This is a genomic window from Streptomyces fructofermentans (assembly GCF_014651055.1).
GTDB classification, from domain to species: domain Bacteria; phylum Actinomycetota; class Actinomycetes; order Streptomycetales; family Streptomycetaceae; genus Streptomyces; species Streptomyces fructofermentans.
Map to the genome: position 1 here is coordinate 308,886 of NZ_BMWD01000003.1, position 16,632 is coordinate 325,517.

The 16,632-nt window shown below is 72.1% G+C and carries 16 protein-coding genes; 7 read left to right on the plus strand and 9 right to left on the minus strand.

The features are described 5' to 3' along the window. Window positions 1–119: 119 nt before the first annotated feature. The 3 genes from IE265_RS06290 to IE265_RS06300 all read left to right on the plus strand — a co-directional run bounded on the left by IE265_RS06290 (window position 120) and on the right by IE265_RS06300 (window position 2,854). Complete coding sequence (locus tag IE265_RS06290) at window positions 120–1,256, plus strand: ABC transporter ATP-binding protein (protein ID WP_190034345.1); 1,137 nt, start codon at window positions 120–122, stop codon at window positions 1,254–1,256. 218 nt (window positions 1,257–1,474) lie between these two features. Further along, entirely contained in the window at window positions 1,475–1,957 is a 483-nt protein-coding gene (locus IE265_RS06295; protein ID WP_190034346.1) for a hypothetical protein, read from the plus strand. Window positions 1,958–2,122: 165 nt separating this feature from the next. Further along, complete coding sequence (locus IE265_RS06300; RefSeq protein WP_190034347.1) at window positions 2,123–2,854, plus strand: nucleotidyltransferase family protein; 732 nt, start codon at window positions 2,123–2,125, stop codon at window positions 2,852–2,854. A 184-nt stretch (window positions 2,855–3,038) separates the two neighbouring features. Here IE265_RS06300 and IE265_RS06305 read toward each other — a convergent pair whose 3' ends face one another. The 6 genes from IE265_RS06305 to IE265_RS06330 form a co-directional block, all read right to left on the minus strand. After that, window positions 3,039–4,676, minus strand: coding sequence for a DoxX family protein (locus IE265_RS06305; RefSeq protein ID WP_190034469.1), 1,638 nt, complete (start codon window positions 4,674–4,676; stop codon window positions 3,039–3,041). Window positions 4,677–4,826: 150 nt separating this feature from the next. Then, on the minus strand, window positions 4,827–5,768 hold the full coding sequence (gene rlmB, locus IE265_RS06310) for a 23S rRNA (guanosine(2251)-2'-O)-methyltransferase RlmB (RefSeq protein ID WP_190034348.1): 942 nt from the start codon (window positions 5,766–5,768) through the stop codon (window positions 4,827–4,829). 125 nt (window positions 5,769–5,893) lie between these two features. Then, entirely contained in the window at window positions 5,894–7,294 is a 1,401-nt protein-coding gene (gene cysS, locus IE265_RS06315) for a cysteine--tRNA ligase (RefSeq protein WP_190034349.1), read from the minus strand. 430 nt (window positions 7,295–7,724) lie between these two features. Further along, entirely contained in the window at window positions 7,725–8,231 is a 507-nt protein-coding gene (ispF, locus tag IE265_RS06320; protein WP_190034350.1) for a 2-C-methyl-D-erythritol 2,4-cyclodiphosphate synthase, read from the minus strand. Next, complete coding sequence (gene ispD, locus IE265_RS06325) at window positions 8,221–8,973, minus strand: 2-C-methyl-D-erythritol 4-phosphate cytidylyltransferase (RefSeq protein WP_190034351.1); 753 nt, start codon at window positions 8,971–8,973, stop codon at window positions 8,221–8,223. The genes ispF and ispD overlap by 11 nt, the downstream gene beginning before the upstream one ends. Window positions 8,974–9,333: 360 nt before the next feature. Further along, window positions 9,334–9,816: a CarD family transcriptional regulator gene (locus IE265_RS06330; protein ID WP_003953493.1), complete on the minus strand. Its 483-nt coding sequence runs from the start codon at window positions 9,814–9,816 to the stop codon at window positions 9,334–9,336. Window positions 9,817–10,684: 868 nt separating this feature from the next. Here IE265_RS06330 and IE265_RS06335 point away from each other — a divergent pair. After that, entirely contained in the window at window positions 10,685–11,374 is a 690-nt protein-coding gene (locus IE265_RS06335) for a copper chaperone PCu(A)C domain-containing protein (RefSeq protein WP_190034352.1), read from the plus strand. Between the two features lie 151 nt (window positions 11,375–11,525). Here IE265_RS06335 and phoP read toward each other — a convergent pair whose 3' ends face one another. Then, window positions 11,526–12,206, minus strand: coding sequence for a two-component system response regulator PhoP (gene phoP / locus IE265_RS06340; RefSeq protein WP_033322296.1), 681 nt, complete (start codon window positions 12,204–12,206; stop codon window positions 11,526–11,528). Continuing rightward, entirely contained in the window at window positions 12,203–13,474 is a 1,272-nt protein-coding gene (gene phoR, locus IE265_RS06345; RefSeq protein WP_190034353.1) for a two-component system sensor histidine kinase PhoR, read from the minus strand. Before phoR ends, phoP begins: the two co-directional genes overlap by 4 nt. 288 nt (window positions 13,475–13,762) lie before the next feature. On the opposite strand from phoR, the gene phoU reads away from it, so the two are divergent. Both phoU and IE265_RS06355 read left to right on the plus strand, forming a co-directional pair. Next, window positions 13,763–14,440: a phosphate signaling complex protein PhoU gene (phoU, locus tag IE265_RS06350; RefSeq protein ID WP_190034354.1), complete on the plus strand. Its 678-nt coding sequence runs from the start codon at window positions 13,763–13,765 to the stop codon at window positions 14,438–14,440. A gap of 201 nt (window positions 14,441–14,641) precedes the next feature. Then, complete coding sequence (locus IE265_RS06355) at window positions 14,642–14,794, plus strand: hypothetical protein (protein WP_190034355.1); 153 nt, start codon at window positions 14,642–14,644, stop codon at window positions 14,792–14,794. Window positions 14,795–15,282: 488 nt separating this feature from the next. Here IE265_RS06355 and IE265_RS06360 read toward each other — a convergent pair whose 3' ends face one another. Continuing rightward, window positions 15,283–15,714, minus strand: coding sequence for a hypothetical protein (locus IE265_RS06360; RefSeq protein ID WP_190034356.1), 432 nt, complete (start codon window positions 15,712–15,714; stop codon window positions 15,283–15,285). A 326-nt stretch (window positions 15,715–16,040) separates the two neighbouring features. On the opposite strand from IE265_RS06360, the gene IE265_RS06365 reads away from it, so the two are divergent. After that, window positions 16,041–16,595 (plus strand): hypothetical protein, encoded by a 555-nt coding sequence (locus IE265_RS06365; RefSeq protein ID WP_308434774.1) that lies wholly within the window; start codon window positions 16,041–16,043, stop codon window positions 16,593–16,595. The last annotated feature ends 37 nt before the right edge of the window (window positions 16,596–16,632 follow it).

The following is a 16,632-nucleotide window of genomic DNA, read 5'->3' on the forward strand; positions in this document are numbered from 1 at the left end:
TAGCGTCCTGATGCAGTTCACTCGTGTGGACTACACCATTGCGGGATGTTCCGTAATGGCACACCACCTTTACAACGGATCGTCCGGCACGTTCCTGCCGGTGAAGGGGGCCCATCACCATGGCCACTGTCTCGTTCAACAAGGCGACCCGCATCTACCCGGGTGGCGACAAGCCCGCCGTCGACCAGCTCGAGCTCGACGTCGCGGACGGCGAGTTCCTCGTCCTCGTCGGCCCCTCCGGCTGCGGAAAGTCCACCTCCCTGCGCATGCTCGCGGGTCTCGAGGACGTCAACGGCGGATCGATCCACATCGGTGACCGCGACGTCACGCACCTGCCGCCCAAGGACCGGGACATCGCGATGGTGTTCCAGAACTACGCGCTGTACCCGCACATGACGGTCGCCGACAACATGGGCTTCGCGCTCAAGATCGCCGGCGTCAACAAGGCCGAGATCCGCCAGAAGGTCGAGGACGCGGCGAAGATCCTCGACCTCACCGAGTACCTCGGCCGCAAGCCGAAGGCCCTCTCCGGCGGCCAGCGCCAGCGTGTCGCGATGGGCCGCGCGATCGTGCGCGAGCCCCAGGTCTTCCTCATGGACGAGCCGCTGTCGAACCTCGACGCCAAGCTCCGCGTGTCGACCCGTACGCAGATCGCCTCGCTCCAGCGCCGCCTCGGCATCACCACGGTCTACGTCACCCACGACCAGGTCGAGGCCATGACGATGGGCGACCGCGTCGCGGTCCTCAAGGACGGCCTGCTCCAGCAGGTCGACTCCCCGCGCAACATGTACGACCGCCCGAAGAACCTCTTCGTCGCCGGCTTCATCGGCTCCCCCGCGATGAACCTCGTCGAGGTCCCGATCACCGACGGCGGCGTGAAGTTCGGCAACTCCGTGGTCCCGGTCAACCGCGACGCCCTCAAGGCCGCCTCCGACAAGGGCGACCGCACGGTCACGGTCGGTGTCCGTCCCGAGCACTTCGACATCGTCGAGCAGAACGGCGCCGCGGCCTCCGCCCTGACGAAGGAGACCGAGGACGCCCCGGCGGGCCTCGCCGTCTCCGTCAACGTCGTGGAGGAGCTCGGCGCCGACGGCTACGTCTACGGCAGCGCCCAGGTCGGCGACGACCTCAAGGACCTCGTCGTCCGCGTCAGCGGCCGCGCGGTCCCCGACAAGGGCGCCACGCTGCACGTCGTCCCGCGTCCGGGCGAGATCCACGTGTTCTCGACCTCGACCGGCGAGCGCCTCTCCGACTGATCCGGTCGCACGGCGAACGACCCGCAGAATTCACCCGGGTTGACGAAGAAGGCCCCGCAGGCCACTGCGGGGCCTTCTTCGTTGTCGACAAATACCCCGGCAGACCGGTCATTTCGATACGTGTGCGTCAACACCGGTCTCGGACACAGGACCTTCTCCGTCCCCCGAACTGATTACTAAATGTCGCCAAATCATCACCCCGCGCTACCCTCACTCGCGTGACGCACTCCACTAACCACTCGACGCGGCCCCGCCGCGGCCCCGCCGACCGACCGACCCGGCGCGGCCGCGGTCCGGCCCGCCGGATCGGCCGTACCCTCGCCCTCGTTCTGCCCGTCGTCCTGGTGCTCTCCGGGACGCTCGCGGTGACCCGAGTCGACTGGTCGGGGAACACCTCCTCGACCTCGGCACTCGCGGCCTCCGCCGAGAACGTCTCCCGGCGCGCCCCGTCCCGCGCTCCGCACGAGGTGCTGCGCGACAAGCTCCTGGTCGAACTCCAGGAGCGGAACCCGGGGGTGGCCCTGACGCACCTCCAGGAGGCCGTGAACGGCCGCCCGTCGCTCGCGAGGCACTGCGCCTCCATCGCCCGCGCCCTGGGCCGTGCGGCGGTCCGTGCGTACGGTCCGTCCCGCGCGCAGTCCTTCGCCCGGCCCGTCTGCGACACCTCCTTCGCCACGGGCGTCGCCGCCCAGCACAGCTGAGGGGTCGCGCGGACTCCGCCGCGGTGGGGCCGTCCCGTCACGGGCGCGGGCCGTCGCCGGTACGGCTCCGCCCCGTGAGGGCACCCGGCCCCCACCGGTCCGCGGCTCCCGGAGCCCCCGCCTCCCTGACCCCGAGGGCCGCGGGGCGCCACGTACAGTTCGCTCATGACCGATCCGAACGCCGCGTCCCGCCCCGTACAAGCCGTCGTCCTGGCAGGCGGCCAGGGCTCGCGGCTGCGTCCCTACACCGACGACCGTCCCAAGCCGATGGTCGAGATTCCCGGCACAGGAACCCCGATCATCGGCCATCAGCTGTCCTGGCTCGCCGAGGAGGGCGTCACCGACGTCGTCGTCTCGTGCGGCCATCTCGCCGACGTCCTCCAGGACTGGCTGGACTCCGCCGATCTGCCCGTCTCCGTGAAGACCGTGGTCGAGACGGAGCCCCTGGGCCGCGGCGGCGGCCTCAAGTTCGCCGCCAAGCACCTGCCCCACCCCGACCGCCCCTGGTACGCGACGAACGGCGACATCTGGACCCGCTTCTCGCTGCGTGAGATGGCGGACTTCCACACCGAGCGCGCCGCGACCGCGACGCTCGCGCTGGCCCGCCCCCGAATCCCGTGGGGCGCCGTCGAGACGGACGGCTTCGGCCACATCACGGACTTCATCGAGTCCCCGCCGACCGCGTACGAGATCAACGCGGGCGTGTACGTCTTCTCCGCCGGGTTCGCCGACCTGCTCCCCGAGCTGGGCGACCACGAGCGCTCCACGTTCCCCCGACTGGCCCGCGAACGCCGCCTGGCCGGCTATCCCATCCCCCAGGGCGCGTACTGGCGGGCCATCGACACCGCGAAGGACCTCACGGAGGCGGCGAAGGAACTGGCGGCACTCGGCCGCTGAGGCCCCCGCCCACGCCCCTCGGTCCCGAACCCCGGCACCCCGCCACGGGCACGACCGCAACCGCGACCGGCAACGGGCCTCAGGACCAAGGGACCGCAGGACACCGGCACACCGGCACACCGGGAAAGCGAAGGGCCCGGCACCTGATGGGTGCCGGGCCCTTCGACGTACGGGAGGGACCGGATCAGCCGAGGAGTCCGCCCACCAGCCCGGAGCCGCCGGAGCCGCTGCCGCCGCCCGATCCGCCGGAGGGACTGCCGCCGCCTCCGGGACCGCCCGGGGCCGTACCGCCGGTCGTGCCGCCGGAGGAGGACGGACCGGCGCTGGTGGCGGGTGCCTGCGGCGGGGCCGACTGCTGCGGCGGAGCCTGGCCGGCGGCGCCCTGGGTCTGGCTGGGCTGTCCTGCCCCGGCGCCCGCCGTGGCGGTCTCGCGCGTCGCGCCCGGAGTGGTCGCGGCGCCGGAGGGACTCGCCGTACCGGCCTCGCGGGTGGGCGGTACGGACGCCGACGGGCTCTGCTTCTCGCGGCGCTCGCCGGGCTCCTGCGGGAGCGGGGAGCCGGGCAGTTCGTTGCGCGGGGCCTCGCCCGGCCCGGGCACGACCACACGGTCGGCGTCGCGTACGGCTCCGCCGAGCAACGAGCCGATGAGCAGGGTGAGTCCGACGACGACGGTCGCGACGACGGCGCCGCGGCGCAGGACACGGCTGCGCAGGTCCCAGATCTCGGCGCGCGGACCGAGCGTGCGCCAGGCCTCGCCCGCGAGACGGCCGTCGACGGAGTAGACGGGGGCGCCCGCGATGATGAGCGGCGACCAGGCGGCGAGGTAGATGATGTCCGGCGCGTCGTAGACCGGCACGGACTTCCAGCTGACGGTCAGCAGGAGCGCCGCGGAGAGCGCCGCGCCGACGACGGCGGCGACCCGCTGCCACAGGCCGAGCACCGTGAGGACGCCGACGATCACCTGGAAGAAGGCGATGAGGAGTCCGGCGCCGATCGGGTGCTGGAGCGCGAACTCGCGCAACGGCTCAGCGAGTTCCCACGGGTGCAGCGAGTTGAGCCACTTCACCATGGAGCCGCGCTCGCCGCCGTCGAAGTAGACGGGGTCGCAGAGCTTGCCCATGCCGGCGTAGATGGAGATGAAGCCGAGGAAGACCCGCAGCGGGAGCAGGACGACGCCGAGGTTCATCCGGCGTCCGGGGTAGTACCCGTGCCGCACGGGCCCGGCGCCGTGCCGCCTGAGCGAGTCGTCGTCGTCCCGGTACGCGTCGTCGTAGGAGTCGTCGTACGAGTCGTCCTCGAACTCGCCCGCGGTGTACGGGGTTTCGTCGACCTCCTCGTAGGCGCTGCCCGCGCTGCGCATCTGCGGCAGCAAGGGCCCAGGCCGGACGCTCGGTGTCTCCACCGTGGCGTCGACGTCGAACCCCGACCCGTCGCCGACGCGCGGGATGACCTGGGTCGAACCGCCGTCGCCCACCGGGACCGCGGCGCCGTGCCGCAGGCTCGTGCTGCGTGCCGCCTGCAGCAGCCGGGTGGCGCCCGTGTCGTCGGGGGCGGACTTCCCGCTCCAGATGACGGGCGCGCGGCGGCGGGCACCCGCCGGCGCTCCGGCCGCGGGCCGCGCGGTGTCGCCGCCCGAGCTCAAGTACCGCGCGGCACGCGGCGACTGGGCCCTCGACGCGGTTTTGAGCTGCACGCGGAAGCTCGCATGATTGACGATGACCTGCGCCGGATCGCTCGGCACCTTCACCATGCTCAGCGGGGGAACGTCGTCGAATGCCGACGAGCGGTCCCCCGTGGGTGTGCGGGGTGTTCTGGTGTCCACACTCATCTAACCGAGTGACGTGTGTTTAGGACACTGCTTTGACCGGGCCGATCTGTCCGGACCCCGTCAAGATCAACGAGCCCCGGCCGGGGAGCGGGTGGGGGCGGCGGTCCGCACCGCCCCCGGCGCCCCGATGCGCCTCCGAGTTCCTCAGACGCGCCGGCGCGAGGCCTCGTACAGCACAACTCCCGCCGCCACGCCCGCGTTCAGCGACTCCGTACCGCCCGGCATCGGAATCCGCACCCGGAAGTCGCAGGTCTCGCCCACGAGTCGGGACAGGCCCTTGCCCTCGCTGCCGACGACGATGACGACGGGGCCGCCGAGGGCCTCCAGTTCACCGACCTCGACCTCGCCGTCGGCCGCGAGGCCCACCACGACGAGACCCGCCTTCTTGTACGACTCCAGCGCGCGCGTCAGATTGGCGGCGCGGGCGACGGGCGTCCGGGCGGCGGCGCCGGCCGACGTCTTCCAGGCACCGGCGGTCATGCCGGCCGCGCGCCGCTCGGGCACGACGACGCCGTGCCCGCCGAAGGCGGAGACCGACCGGACGACGGCGCCGAGGTTGCGGGGGTCCGTCACTCCGTCGAGCGCGACGATCAGCGGGTCCGCGCCCTCGTCGTACGCGGCGGCCGCGAGGTCCTCGGGGTGCGCGTACTCGTACGGCGGGACCTGCAGGACGAGGCCCTGGTGGTTGAGCCCGTTGGTCATGCGGTCCAGCTCGGGGCGCGGGGCCTCCATGAGGTGGATGCCGCCGCGCTGGCCGGCGAGCTGGAGCGCCTCGCGCACCCGCTCGTCGTTGTCGATGAACTGCTGGACGTACAGCATGGAGGCCGGGACGCCCTCGCGCAGCGCCTCCACCACCGGGTTGCGGCCGACGACCAGCTCGGACGTGGACCGGCCCCCGCGCCCCTTGGGCGTGGGCCGGCGCACGGCCTGCTTCGCCTGGGCGTTGGAGATCCGGTTCTTCTTGTGCCCCTTGCGCATCTCCGCGGGCGGGGTCGGACCCTTGCCCTCGAGCCCTCGGCGCCGCTGGCCGCCACTGCCGACCTGCGCGCCCTTCTTGCCGGACATGCGGCGGTTGTTAGCGGCCATGACCTACCTGTCTGTGTGAGTACGTGCGGATGCCCCGGGAACCCCGCGCTGCGGGCCTCCCGAACGGCTCTGTCAATGAAGTGTGCCGCCCGGAGACCCGGACGGCACAATCGATCAAGGAATCGTCAGCGCGGACCGAGGGTCCAGCGCGGTCCCTGGGCCCCGTCCTCGATGACGAGTCCCGACTGGTTGAGCTGGTCGCGGATGGCGTCGGCGGTGCCCCAGTCCTTGCGCCCGCGGGCCGCCTCGCGCTGGTCGAGCACCAGGCGCACGAGGCTGTCGACGACCCCGTGCAGGTCCTCGCCGCGGTCGGACTCGCCCGCCCAGTGCGGGTCGAGCGGGTCGAGCCCCAGCACCGCGAGCATGGCCCGGACCTCGGCGAGGCGGGCGACGGCCGCCTCCTTGTCGTCGGCGGCCAGCGCGGAGTTCCCCTGGCGGACCGTCGTGTGCACGATCGCGAGCGCCTGCGGGACGCCCAGGTCGTCGTCCATCGCCTCGGCGAAGGCCGGCGGCACCTCGGCCGCGGGCTCGACGACTCCCCCGGCCTTCTCGACCACGCGCTGGACGAAGCCCTCGATCCGCGCGAACGCGGATTCGGCCTCGCGCAGCGCCTCTTCGCTGTACTCGATGGTGGAGCGGTAGTGCGGGGTGCCCAGGTAGTAGCGCAGCACGATCGGCCGCCACGCCTTGACCATCTCGGACACCAGCACGGAGTTGCCCAGCGACTTGGACATCTTCTCGCCGCTCATGGTGACCCACGAGTTGTGCACCCAGTACTGCGCGAACTCGTCGCCGAAGCCCTTGGCCTGGGCGATCTCGTTCTCGTGGTGCGGGAAGATCAGGTCGATTCCGCCGCCGTGGATGTCGAAGGCGGGGCCCAGGTACTTGTGCGCCATGGCCGAGCACTCCAGGTGCCAGCCGGGCCGGCCGCGGCCCCAGGGCGTCTCCCAGCTCGGCTCGCCCGGCTTGACGGCCTTCCACATGGCGAAGTCCCGCGGGTCCCGCTTGCCGGTCTCGCCGTCCTCCGACGGCTGGCGCAGCTCGTCGAGGTCCTGGTTGGACAGGGAGAGGTACCCCGGCAGCGAGCGCACGTCGAAGTAGACGTTGCCCTCCGACTCGTAGGCGTGGCCGCGCTCGATGAGCCCGCGCATCATCTCGACCATCTCGGTCACATGGCCGGTCGCGCGGGGCTCGTAGGTCGGCGGCAGGCAGCCGAGAGCCGTGTAGCCGTCGTTGAAGGCCCGCTCGTTCTCGTAGCCGATCGACCACCAGGGCCTGTCCTGCTCCGCGGCCTTCCTGATGATCTTGTCGTCGATGTCGGTCACGTTCCGGACGAACGTCACGTCGTAGCCGCGGTGGTCGAACCAGCGGCGCATGATGTCGAAGTTCAGCCCGGACCGGATGTGCCCGATGTGCGGAGCCGCCTGCACGGTGGCGCCACAGAGGTAGATCGAGACGCAACCCGGCTGGAGCGGGGTGAAGTCACGGATCTGCCGGGCGCTGGTGTCGTACAGGCGAATAGTCACCACTCCAGGGTAGTGGGCGGTGGGTAGTGCCCCGCGACCCTTCTGCCGCATGGGGCACGTATTCGTGACATCCGCGGTCCGGGGCTGACACGGGGCGCGTTCTCCGCGCCCGCGCACCCCGCCGGGCCCGGCCGTCACGCGTCACCCGCCCACACCCGTCCCCGGCGGCTTGGAGGGTGAGGAGCCGTCCACCGCCCGACCGGCGCCCCTCCCCTTCCCCTTCCACTTCCATCCGGACCGGCCCGCCCCGGCCGACGCCCGTGCCCTTGGAACCGGGCCGGGGCGGGGCGGGCAGGAAGGGGCGGGACGCTCTGCCCGGCGGGCAGGCCGACCCGCCCCCCGGGTCCGTGCGGACGGAGGCCCGCGCAACCCGGACGTACGGAGCCCGGACGGACCGGGGCGCACGCGACCCGGGCGGGCGGAGCCGGGCTCAGACCGTCCGTGCCACCAGCGCGGTGGCCACCGCCATCAGTCCGTCGCCCCGGCCCGGGAACCCGAGCCCGTCCGTCGTCGCCCCGGAGACGGACACGGGAGCCCCGACCGCCTCGGAGAGGATCTTCTGCGCCTCCGCGCGCCGCTTGCCGATCTTGGGCCGGGGCCCGACGACCTGGACGGCCACGTTGCCGATGACGAAGCCCGCGTCCCGCACGATGCGGGCGGCCTCGGTCAGCAGCGTCACCCCGGACGCCCCGGCCCACTCGGGCCGCCCCGTCCCGAAGTGCTGACCCAGATCGCCGAGCCCGGCCGCGGAGAAGAGCGCGTTGCAGGCGGCGTGGGCGACGACGTCGGCGTCGGAGTGGCCGGCGAGACCGGGCCCCTCGTCCTCCCACCTCAGCCCCGCGCACCACAGCTCACGGCCCTCTTCGAAGGCGTGGATGTCGGTCCCGATGCCCACCTGCGGCAGCACCGGCACGGGACCCCGGTCCTCAGAAGCCATCGTTGAGCCTCCTGCGGGCCAGGACCGCCTCGGCGAGCACCAGGTCGAGCGGACGCGTCACCTTGAACGCCTCCTCGTGGCCGGGCACGACGACCACCGGCAGGCCGAGCTGCTCGACCATGCTCGCGTCGTCGGTGACGTTGTCCGTCACGGTCTCGTGCGCGCGCACGAGGGTGGCGTGGTCGAAGCCCTGGGGGGTCTGCACGGCACGCAGCCGGGCGCGCTCCGGGGTGGCGACGACCGGCTCGGGACCGCCCGGCACGGCGGCGGGCTCGACCTGCTTGACCGTGTCCGCCAGCGGCAGCGCGGGGACGACGGCGGGAGCGCCGTCGCGCACGGCCTCGATCACGGCGTCGACCGTGTCGACGGGCACGAGCGGGCGGGCCGCGTCGTGCACCAGCACGATGTCGATGCCGGGCGGCAGCGCGTCGAGGCCGAGCCGCACGGACTCCTGCCTGCTGTCGCCGCCCGGCACGACGACGAAGTCGGTGCGCTCGGGCAGGGCGTGCGAGTCGAGGAGCGTCTTGACCTCGGCGGCTCCGTCGGGCGGTGCCACGACGACGACGAGGCGGACGCCGCGCGACGCGGCCATGGCCCGCACCGCGTGGATCAGCATGGGGGTGCCGTTGAGTGTGCGGAGCGCTTTGGGGGCGCCCGGACCGAGGCGTACGCCCCGGCCGGCGGCCGGAATCACGGCCGCCGTACGGGCTCCCGACGGCGCGGGGCGCGAATCGTCAGACATCGGTTCCTGTCAGGTTTGTGTGCTCGGCCGACATGGGTATGGCCACAGCGTGCCGGGCGCGACGCCTTGACCGGACCCTTCCGTGACATCCGGTCGAGCCAGCTGCCCGGGCCCGGCACGCCAAGTATCGGGTTCTTGACCCCATGGAGTACCGCTCCGACGTCCGGGGACCCGGAGGTCCGTCGGACATCGACATCGCGGCCCAGGCCGGCATCGACACGCACCGGTACGCACGTGTACCGGGTACGAACATGCCGCAGCGCCCGGCGACAGAAAATACGTCATCGGGCACCGCGGCATTTCTTTGCGCCGAACCGCTCGGTCGCTCCTGATCAGGGAGCGATCAGAGCGTGACGGGCATCAGGACGCGAGGACCTCGTCGAGCAACGCCTCGGCCTTGTCCTCGTTCGTGTTCTCCGCGAGGGCGAGCTCGCTCACCAGGATCTGGCGGGCCTTGGCGAGCATGCGCTTCTCGCCGGCGGAGAGTCCACGCTCGCGCTCACGACGCCACAGGTCGCGGACTACTTCCGCCACCTTGATGACATCGCCGGAGGCGAGCTTCTCGAGATTTGCCTTGTAACGACGCGACCAGTTCGTGGGCTCCTCGGCATACGGCGCGCGCAGTACCTCGAAGACCCGGTCCAGCCCGTCCTGACCGACCACATCACGCACGCCGACGAACTCCGCATTGTCCGCTGGCACACGTACCGTCAGATCACCCTGGGCGACCTTCAGCACCAAGTAGGTCTTGTCCACGCCTTTGATCTGGCGAGTTTCGATAGCCTCGATCAGCGCGGCCCCGTGATGGGGATAGACCACGGTGTCGCCAACCTTGAACGTCATGTGACAGGTACCCCTTCCGTGGCTATCCAGGGTAACACGGAAACTGCGGGTTCTGAATGGCGTTTTCGCAGGTCAGGGCATATCTCGGGGCTTGACAATCCCGACAGGAACGTGCTGCGGAGGGGGAGCGGAGGGCGGTATTCGCAGGTCGGAGCGGCTGTCCGCGCGAGGAGAAACGCGCACGTTACAACACCCCGAACCCTCGCAGGCGTGGCCGAACGTCCGGATTTGTCGCCTTCCGCGCGTGCGCGCCCCCTCCCCCGGCCCCGCGCCCCGCGGCGGACGGGCGCCGAATCGGGAATTGATCACGGCAGGCGGAAGACCGGGCCGAAGACCGGGTTCGGGGACACGCCCGAAGTGCGACCCGAAGAGCGGTCCGAAGAGCGGCGCGAAGTCAGGACGGAACACGGCCCGAACAACGGGCAAAGATCTTCCGGAGATCGGCCGGGGGAACGACGGGAGTTCGATCCGAAGATCGATTTACGGACCGCCCCGGATTCCTTGATTCCTTGATTCCCTCCGGGAAATCCGCAGGCCCGCAGGTCCTTAACGGGGGTTCTTATGTGAATGGCGGACCAGCGCGGGGCCGAATGCGACCACCCGTGCCCGTGGGGTTCGTGGGACACGGAGGACACGAGCGGGCACCGCGAACGGAAATCACGGGGAACGGGAGCGGCCACCGCCGGGGAACGGCGGGCGAACGGCCGCGGGAGCGCCCCCGTACAGGTCGCCCCGGGACCGCGTAGAGGCGGGTCGGGTGCGGCGGGGCGGGAACGGCTCGGTAACCTAAGGCCGCTGACAGACCCTTAGGGCGGCTTTAATACGGGAGCTGCCCTGCTCCGCCCACGTTCAAGGAGTTGCCGCCGCCGTGAGCAGCAGCCTTCGACGCGGCTCCCTTGCCGCAGCCGCCATCGCGTTCTCGATCGCCTCTCTCGCCGCGTGCGGTGCCGGCAACAAGGCACAGACGCTGGAGATCGTGCCGGACAACGCCGCCACCAGCGTCGGCGACATCAAGGTCCAGAACGCCGTGGTCATCACCCAGCCCGAGCAGGAGTCCACGGGCCCCGCCGCGATCTCCGCGACCCTGTTCAACGAGGGCACCACCGCGCAGACGCTGGACTCGATCACCGTCGAGGGCGTCACGTCGCCGGTCGAGATCAAGCCCGCGAAGGGCACCGGCAAGCTGACCGTGCCCGCGGGCGGCTCCGTGGTCCTCGGCGGCAAGGACAACGCCAGCGCCGTCGTGCAGAACGGCGGCGAAGCGCTCAAGGACGGCAACGCGCAGCCGGTGACCTTCACGTTCAGCAAGACCGGCGAGGTGTCGCTGCGGGCGTTCGTCGTGCCCGCCGAGAGCTTCTTCTCCTCGTGGGGTCCCACCGAGGTCCCGAAGGCCCCGGCCACCGAGCCCGCGGCGTCGGAGCCGGCCTCCGGCGAGGCGTCCGAGTCGCCCGGCGGCTCGCCGTCCGCGACGGAGGGCACGGAAGCGGCCGGCTCCACGGCCACCTCCTCCGCGACGGCGGGCGCGACGGCCTCCGAGGACGCGGCAGCCGGTCACTGAGCCGCCCGCGCGCCGCGGTCCCGTGCGGACACGCCCGTACGGGCACCGCCAGGACGCGACGCGCAGAGGCGCCGTACAGGCACCCAGCGCACGCCGAAGGGCGGAACCCCCCGTGGGTTCCGCCCTTCGGCGTGCGCTGGGGACCTTCGGTCTACGGCTCGAACTTGTAGCCGAGGCCCCGGACCGTCACCAGGTAGCGAGGCGCCCCCGGGTCGGGCTCGATCTTGGCGCGCAGGCGCTTGACGTGGACGTCGAGGGTCTTGGTGTCGCCGACGTAGTCCGCGCCCCACACCCGGTCGATGAGCTGCATACGGGTCAGTACGCGGCCCGCGTTGCGCAGGAGCATCTCCAGGAGGTCGAACTCCTTGAGGGGCAGGTCGACCTTGGAGCCCGAGACGGTGACCACGTGGCGGTCGACGTCCATCCGGACCGGGCCGGCCTCCAGTGCGGCCGGGGTGACCTCCTCCGGCTCGCCGCGGCGGCGCAGGACGGCCCGGATGCGCGCCACCAGCTCGCGGGACGAGAAGGGCTTGGTCACGTAGTCGTCGGCTCCTATCTCCAGGCCGACGACCTTGTCGATCTCACTGTCCTTGGCGGTGACCATGATCACCGGCACGTTGGAGCGGCTGCGCAGCTGGCGGCACACCTCGGTGCCGGGCAGCCCGGGCAGCATCAGGTCGAGCAGGACGAGGTCGGCGCCATTGCGCTCGAACTCGTCGAGCCCGTCGGGCCCGGTGGTCGCGATGGCGACCTCGAAACCCTCCTTGCGGAGCATGTAGGACAGAGCGTCGCTGAAGGACTCCTCGTCCTCGACGACGAGCACACGGGTCACGGAAGGACCTCCGGGGCAGGAAACGATTCGTACGGGGATGAGACGGTGGTCGTCCCGTCGGTCCGCCCGGTCTCCTCGTCGAGGCCGGACGTGGTCTGGCGCGTGGAGCGGTCGCGTGCCGCGCCCGCCTCCGGCAGCCGCAGCGTGAAGGTGGAGCCCTGACCCTCGGAGCTCCACACGGTGACCTCCCCGGAGTGCGAGGCGGCCACGTGCTTGACGATCGCGAGCCCCAGCCCCGTACCGCCTGTGGCACGGGAACGCGCCGGGTCGACGCGGTAGAAGCGCTCGAAGATGCGCTCCTTGTCCTTGTCGGAGATGCCGATGCCCTGGTCGGTCACGGCGATCTCGATGAGGTCTCCGCCGGGCGCGGTCACCCGGCGCGCGGCTATGCCCACCCGGGTCCGGGCGGGTGAGTAGTTGACGGCGTTCTCCACCAGGTTGCCCAGGGCGGCGGCCAGCTGACCCCGGTTGCCCCAGATGCGCAACTCGGCCGTGCCGCCGGAGGCCATGGTGATCTGCTTCGCGCCGGCCTGGTGGCGGCACCGGTCGATCGCCTCGGCGACCAGTTCGTCGATGCGTACGGGCTCCGCGTCCTCCAGCGGGTCGTCGTTCTGGACCCGGGAGAGGTCGATGAGCTCCTGGACGAGGTTGGTGAGGCGCGTGGCCTCGATCTGCATCCGTCCGGCGAACCGCTCCACCGCCTCCGGGTCGTCCGAGGCCCCCATGACCGCCTCGGAGAGCAGGGAGAGTGCGCCGACCGGGGTCTTGAGCTCATGGCTGACGTTGGCGACGAAGTCGCGCCGCACGGCCTCGATGCGTCGGGCCTCCGTGAGGTCCTCCACCAGGAGCAGGACGAGCCGGGAGCCGAGGGGCGCCACGCGGGCGGAGACGGCGAGCGCCTCCCCGCGACCGGTGCCGCGCCGCGGCAGGTCCAGTTCCACCTGGCGTATCTCGCCGTCCCGGCGGGTGTCGCGGGCCATCTGGAGCATGGGCTCGACGGACATCTTCCCGCCCCGCACCAGCCCGAGGGCGTACGCGGCGGAGCTGGCCTTGACCACGGCGTCGGCCTCGTCGAGGACGACCGCGGAGGAGCGGAGCACGGAGAGCACCGTGTCGACACCCGGTGGGAGGACCGGGTCGGTGTGCAGGGAGGTACGGGTGGGGCGTTTCTGTTCCCGCTCGCTCCAGCGGAACGCCAGCACGGCGATCACGCCGGTGAGCACCCCGGCGATCGCTGCCGCTGCGGCGACAGCCGCGTTCACGTCCATGGCACCAGGTTAGGCACGCCGAACGCCCCGCTCACAGCCGTCCGAGTGTCGACTCGAACACTCGTCGCCCAGAGTTCACCCTGGAGACCACGCCGATTCACTTCGCGCGACCGGAACCGAGGGACCTCCCCTCGAAGGGGTGGGCACCGTCGCCCAGAGTTCACCTGGGGGCCAGGGACGGTTCATTCGAGGGGGCGGAAACCGACGCGTTCGGGCCGGACCGTGGGAGCGTGGGGTTCACGAGCCCCCCTTGAACCCCCGAAGCTGACGTAAGAGAGGGACATCCTGATGCGGGACGCGTACCACGAGGAACTTGACTCGATCGGCGAGGGCCTGGTCGAGATGGCCCGGCTCGTCGGGTCGGCCATCGGTCGCGCCACGACGGCGATTCTCGACTCCGACCTGAAGCTGGCGGAGAGCGTGATCGCGGGCGACGAGAGGGTCGACGAACTCCAGCACGAGCTGGAGGCACGGGCCATAGCACTGCTCGCCCGGCAGCAGCCCGTGGCCACCGATCTGCGGATCGTCGTCACCTCGCTGCGCATGTCCGCCGACCTGGAGCGCTCCGGCGACCTCGCCCAGCACGTGGCGAAGCTCGCGCGGCTGCGCTTCCCGGAGCGCGCGATCCCGCACGACCTGCACGCCACGATCCTGGAGATGGGCCAGCTCGCCCAGCGCCTGATGGCCAAGGCGGCCGAGGTCATCATCACCAAGGACGTCGACCTCGCGCTCCAGCTGGAGCAGGACGACGACGCGATGGACCTCCTGCACCGCACGCTGTTCCAGCACCTGCTGGACGACCGGTGGAAGCACGGCATCGAGACCGCCGTCGACGTGACACTGCTCGGCCGCTACTACGAGCGTTTCGCCGACCACGCGGTGTCGGTGGCCAACCGGGTCGTGTACCTGGTCACCGGGGAGCACGCGGACGAGATCCAGGCCGCGCCCCAGGTCGAAGGGGCGTAGGCGGGGGGACCGGGACTGCCGCCGCCGGCCGGGACCCCGCGGGCCCCGGCCGGCCGGACCCTCGGCCGGCCGCCTCCGAGGCGGGCCCCGCCGGGGGCGCGTACGTCACCGGCCGGGGCGTACGAGCCTCCGTGCGCCGTTGATGCGCCGGACCTGGTGGGCATGCAATGGGGGCAGGCACAAGCCTTCGAGGAGGGACCCATGGCCGAATCCCCCACCACGCCCGACCCGAACCAGGAGCGCGAGACCGAACAGCCCGCCGAGATCAAGAGCCTGCCGCTCTTCGGCGCCTGCGGCTGCGGCTCGGGCTGCGGGTGCGGGTGCCAGTCCGGCAACCCCTGCCAGTGCGGCTGACGGGGCCGGTGCGGCTCGCCCGGCCCGTTCGCCGACGGGGCCGGTGCCGCTCCTCTGCCCCGTGGTTCGCCCGTTCGGCCGAGCTGCCGACCGCGTGATCCGCAGACCGGGCGGCGGGTGACGGTCCCGGTCCGGACCGGACCACTGGCCGGCACCCGGTGAGCCGCCGGGGCGGGCGGCCCCGGCGGCTGCGAGACGGCCGGTACACCCGTGCGCGTGCCTGCTTCACGTACGCGCTCCACGTACGCCGACTCGCGTACGCACATTCCAGGTGTGGGGTGTCCGCATGCCCGCCCGGCCTCCGGCCGCGTGCGCGGGTGCTCGCCGGCGCCGTACGCCGTACGACCGCGGAAGGGCCCCGTTTCAGGTGCGGGGCCCTTCCGCATGCCCGCACGGCCCGAGCCGCCTCGGCCTCCCGGGCCGTGCGGGCGCCTCCCGGTGCGGCGCGCTCGCGGGCGCGGACCCCGGACGCGGCGGGGCGGCGGAACTCAGTACGTCCGGGCGTCCGCCCCGCAGGACTGGACGGTGTGGACGGGATGGTCGCACGCGTGCGGTCCCCCGCCCCCGCCCTGTTCGAGGGGCAGGAAGAGCGCGGGGCGGACCGTCCAGGTGACGCGCGTGTCGCCCTGGTGGACGGTGACGGAGCACGGCTGCGCGCGCAGCAGCGTCCGCCGGGTCTCCATGCGGCCCTCGTCGAGCCAGTCCCAGGCCTTCGCGGAGGCCACGGGGTCGAGCGCCGAGGCGAGGGTGCGCAGGGCGATGGCGATCCACCGGTCCGCCTGGACGGCCGAGTACGCGTCCGTGGCCGAGAGCAGGACGGCCGGTCCACCGCCGGTCGGGTCCTCCCTCCAGCATTCGCACCAGAAGCCGCGCACGAGCAGCGTCATCGGGGCGCTGCCGGGGGGAGGTTCACGAGTCATGGCACGCGTCTCTCGTCATGCAGGGCGAGTTCGGCTGTCCACCCCTGCGATCAGGTGGGCGCACGCACACGCGTGCTTGCTCTCATTCCCCTTCCGACGGCCTCCCGGATGCGCCTGCGCGCAAGCGAGTTGGCCTACACGTCCGCCGGACCCCCCGACACCGCCCGATCCTCGGGCCGCCGGACCGGGTCGTGCCGCCCGCGCCAGACCCGTACGAGAATTCCCCGGCGCGTGTCATCCGGCGGGCCGGCGACGGGAGTTTGTACGGGAGGAGAGGCGCCCTCCCCCGTACGAACGTCGGTCACATCAAGAGGAGTTGTCCGTTCATGACAGGGATGCAGAAGTACGTGGCGGCCACCGCGGTCGTGCTCGCGCTGGTCGGCGCGCCCTCGGCGGCGTACGCGGGCGCCCCGGGGAAGACGACGCCCGTCACCGCCCAGCCCGCGGCGAAGAAGGCCCCGACGGCCCGGATCGTGGCCCCCGGTGAGCACGTCGTGGACGCCGGCGGGGCCCACTTCTGGCTGACGGAGGAGGGCAAGCACTGGACGACGCCCGAGAACCCCGAACCGCAGTTCCGCAGCGTCGTCGACGGGAACATCGACCTCGGCACCCCCGGCGTGGGAGTGCAGGTGGAGCCCTCCGACGACCGTGTGCTGCTGTCCGGTGTCTACTACGGCGGCAGGGGCACCGCGTCGAGCGTCACCGTGCGGACCACGGCCGGGACCCTGCACGGCCGGCTCCTGGAGCTGGCGGGCGACCCCGGCTGGGGCGTCTGGTACGCGAGCGCCGAGCTGCCGGCGGACGGTGACGGGCTCAGCGTCCGCAGCGTCGTCGTCCGCGACACCGTGGGCAGGGTCTACTCCCGGCTGGACCTGAACTGAGCGCCCGGGCGGGGGAGCCGGACCGTCCGGGTACCGG

Bases quoted from the DNA above. Each gene is read 5' to 3' on its own strand.
- ispD (WP_190034351.1), bottom strand. From the start codon at position 8,973: ATGTCTGACGATTCGCGCCCCGCGCCGTCGGGAGCCCGTACGGCGGCC.
- IE265_RS06330 (WP_003953493.1), bottom strand. From the start codon at position 9,816: ATGACGTTCAAGGTTGGCGACACCGTGGTCTATCCCCATCACGGGGCC.
- IE265_RS06290 (WP_190034345.1), top strand. From the start codon at position 120: ATGGCCACTGTCTCGTTCAACAAGGCGACCCGCATCTACCCGGGTGGC.
- phoU (WP_190034354.1), top strand. From the start codon at position 13,763: ATGCGGGACGCGTACCACGAGGAACTTGACTCGATCGGCGAGGGCCTG.
- phoR (WP_190034353.1), bottom strand. From the start codon at position 13,474: ATGGACGTGAACGCGGCTGTCGCCGCAGCGGCAGCGATCGCCGGGGTG.
- IE265_RS06300 (WP_190034347.1), top strand. From the start codon at position 2,123: ATGACCGATCCGAACGCCGCGTCCCGCCCCGTACAAGCCGTCGTCCTG.
- ispF (WP_190034350.1), bottom strand. From the start codon at position 8,231: ATGGCTTCTGAGGACCGGGGTCCCGTGCCGGTGCTGCCGCAGGTGGGC.
- rlmB (WP_190034348.1), bottom strand. From the start codon at position 5,768: ATGGCCGCTAACAACCGCCGCATGTCCGGCAAGAAGGGCGCGCAGGTC.
- IE265_RS06360 (WP_190034356.1), bottom strand. From the start codon at position 15,714: ATGACTCGTGAACCTCCCCCCGGCAGCGCCCCGATGACGCTGCTCGTG.
- IE265_RS06365 (WP_308434774.1), top strand. From the start codon at position 16,041: ATGACAGGGATGCAGAAGTACGTGGCGGCCACCGCGGTCGTGCTCGCG.
- IE265_RS06355 (WP_190034355.1), top strand. From the start codon at position 14,642: ATGGCCGAATCCCCCACCACGCCCGACCCGAACCAGGAGCGCGAGACC.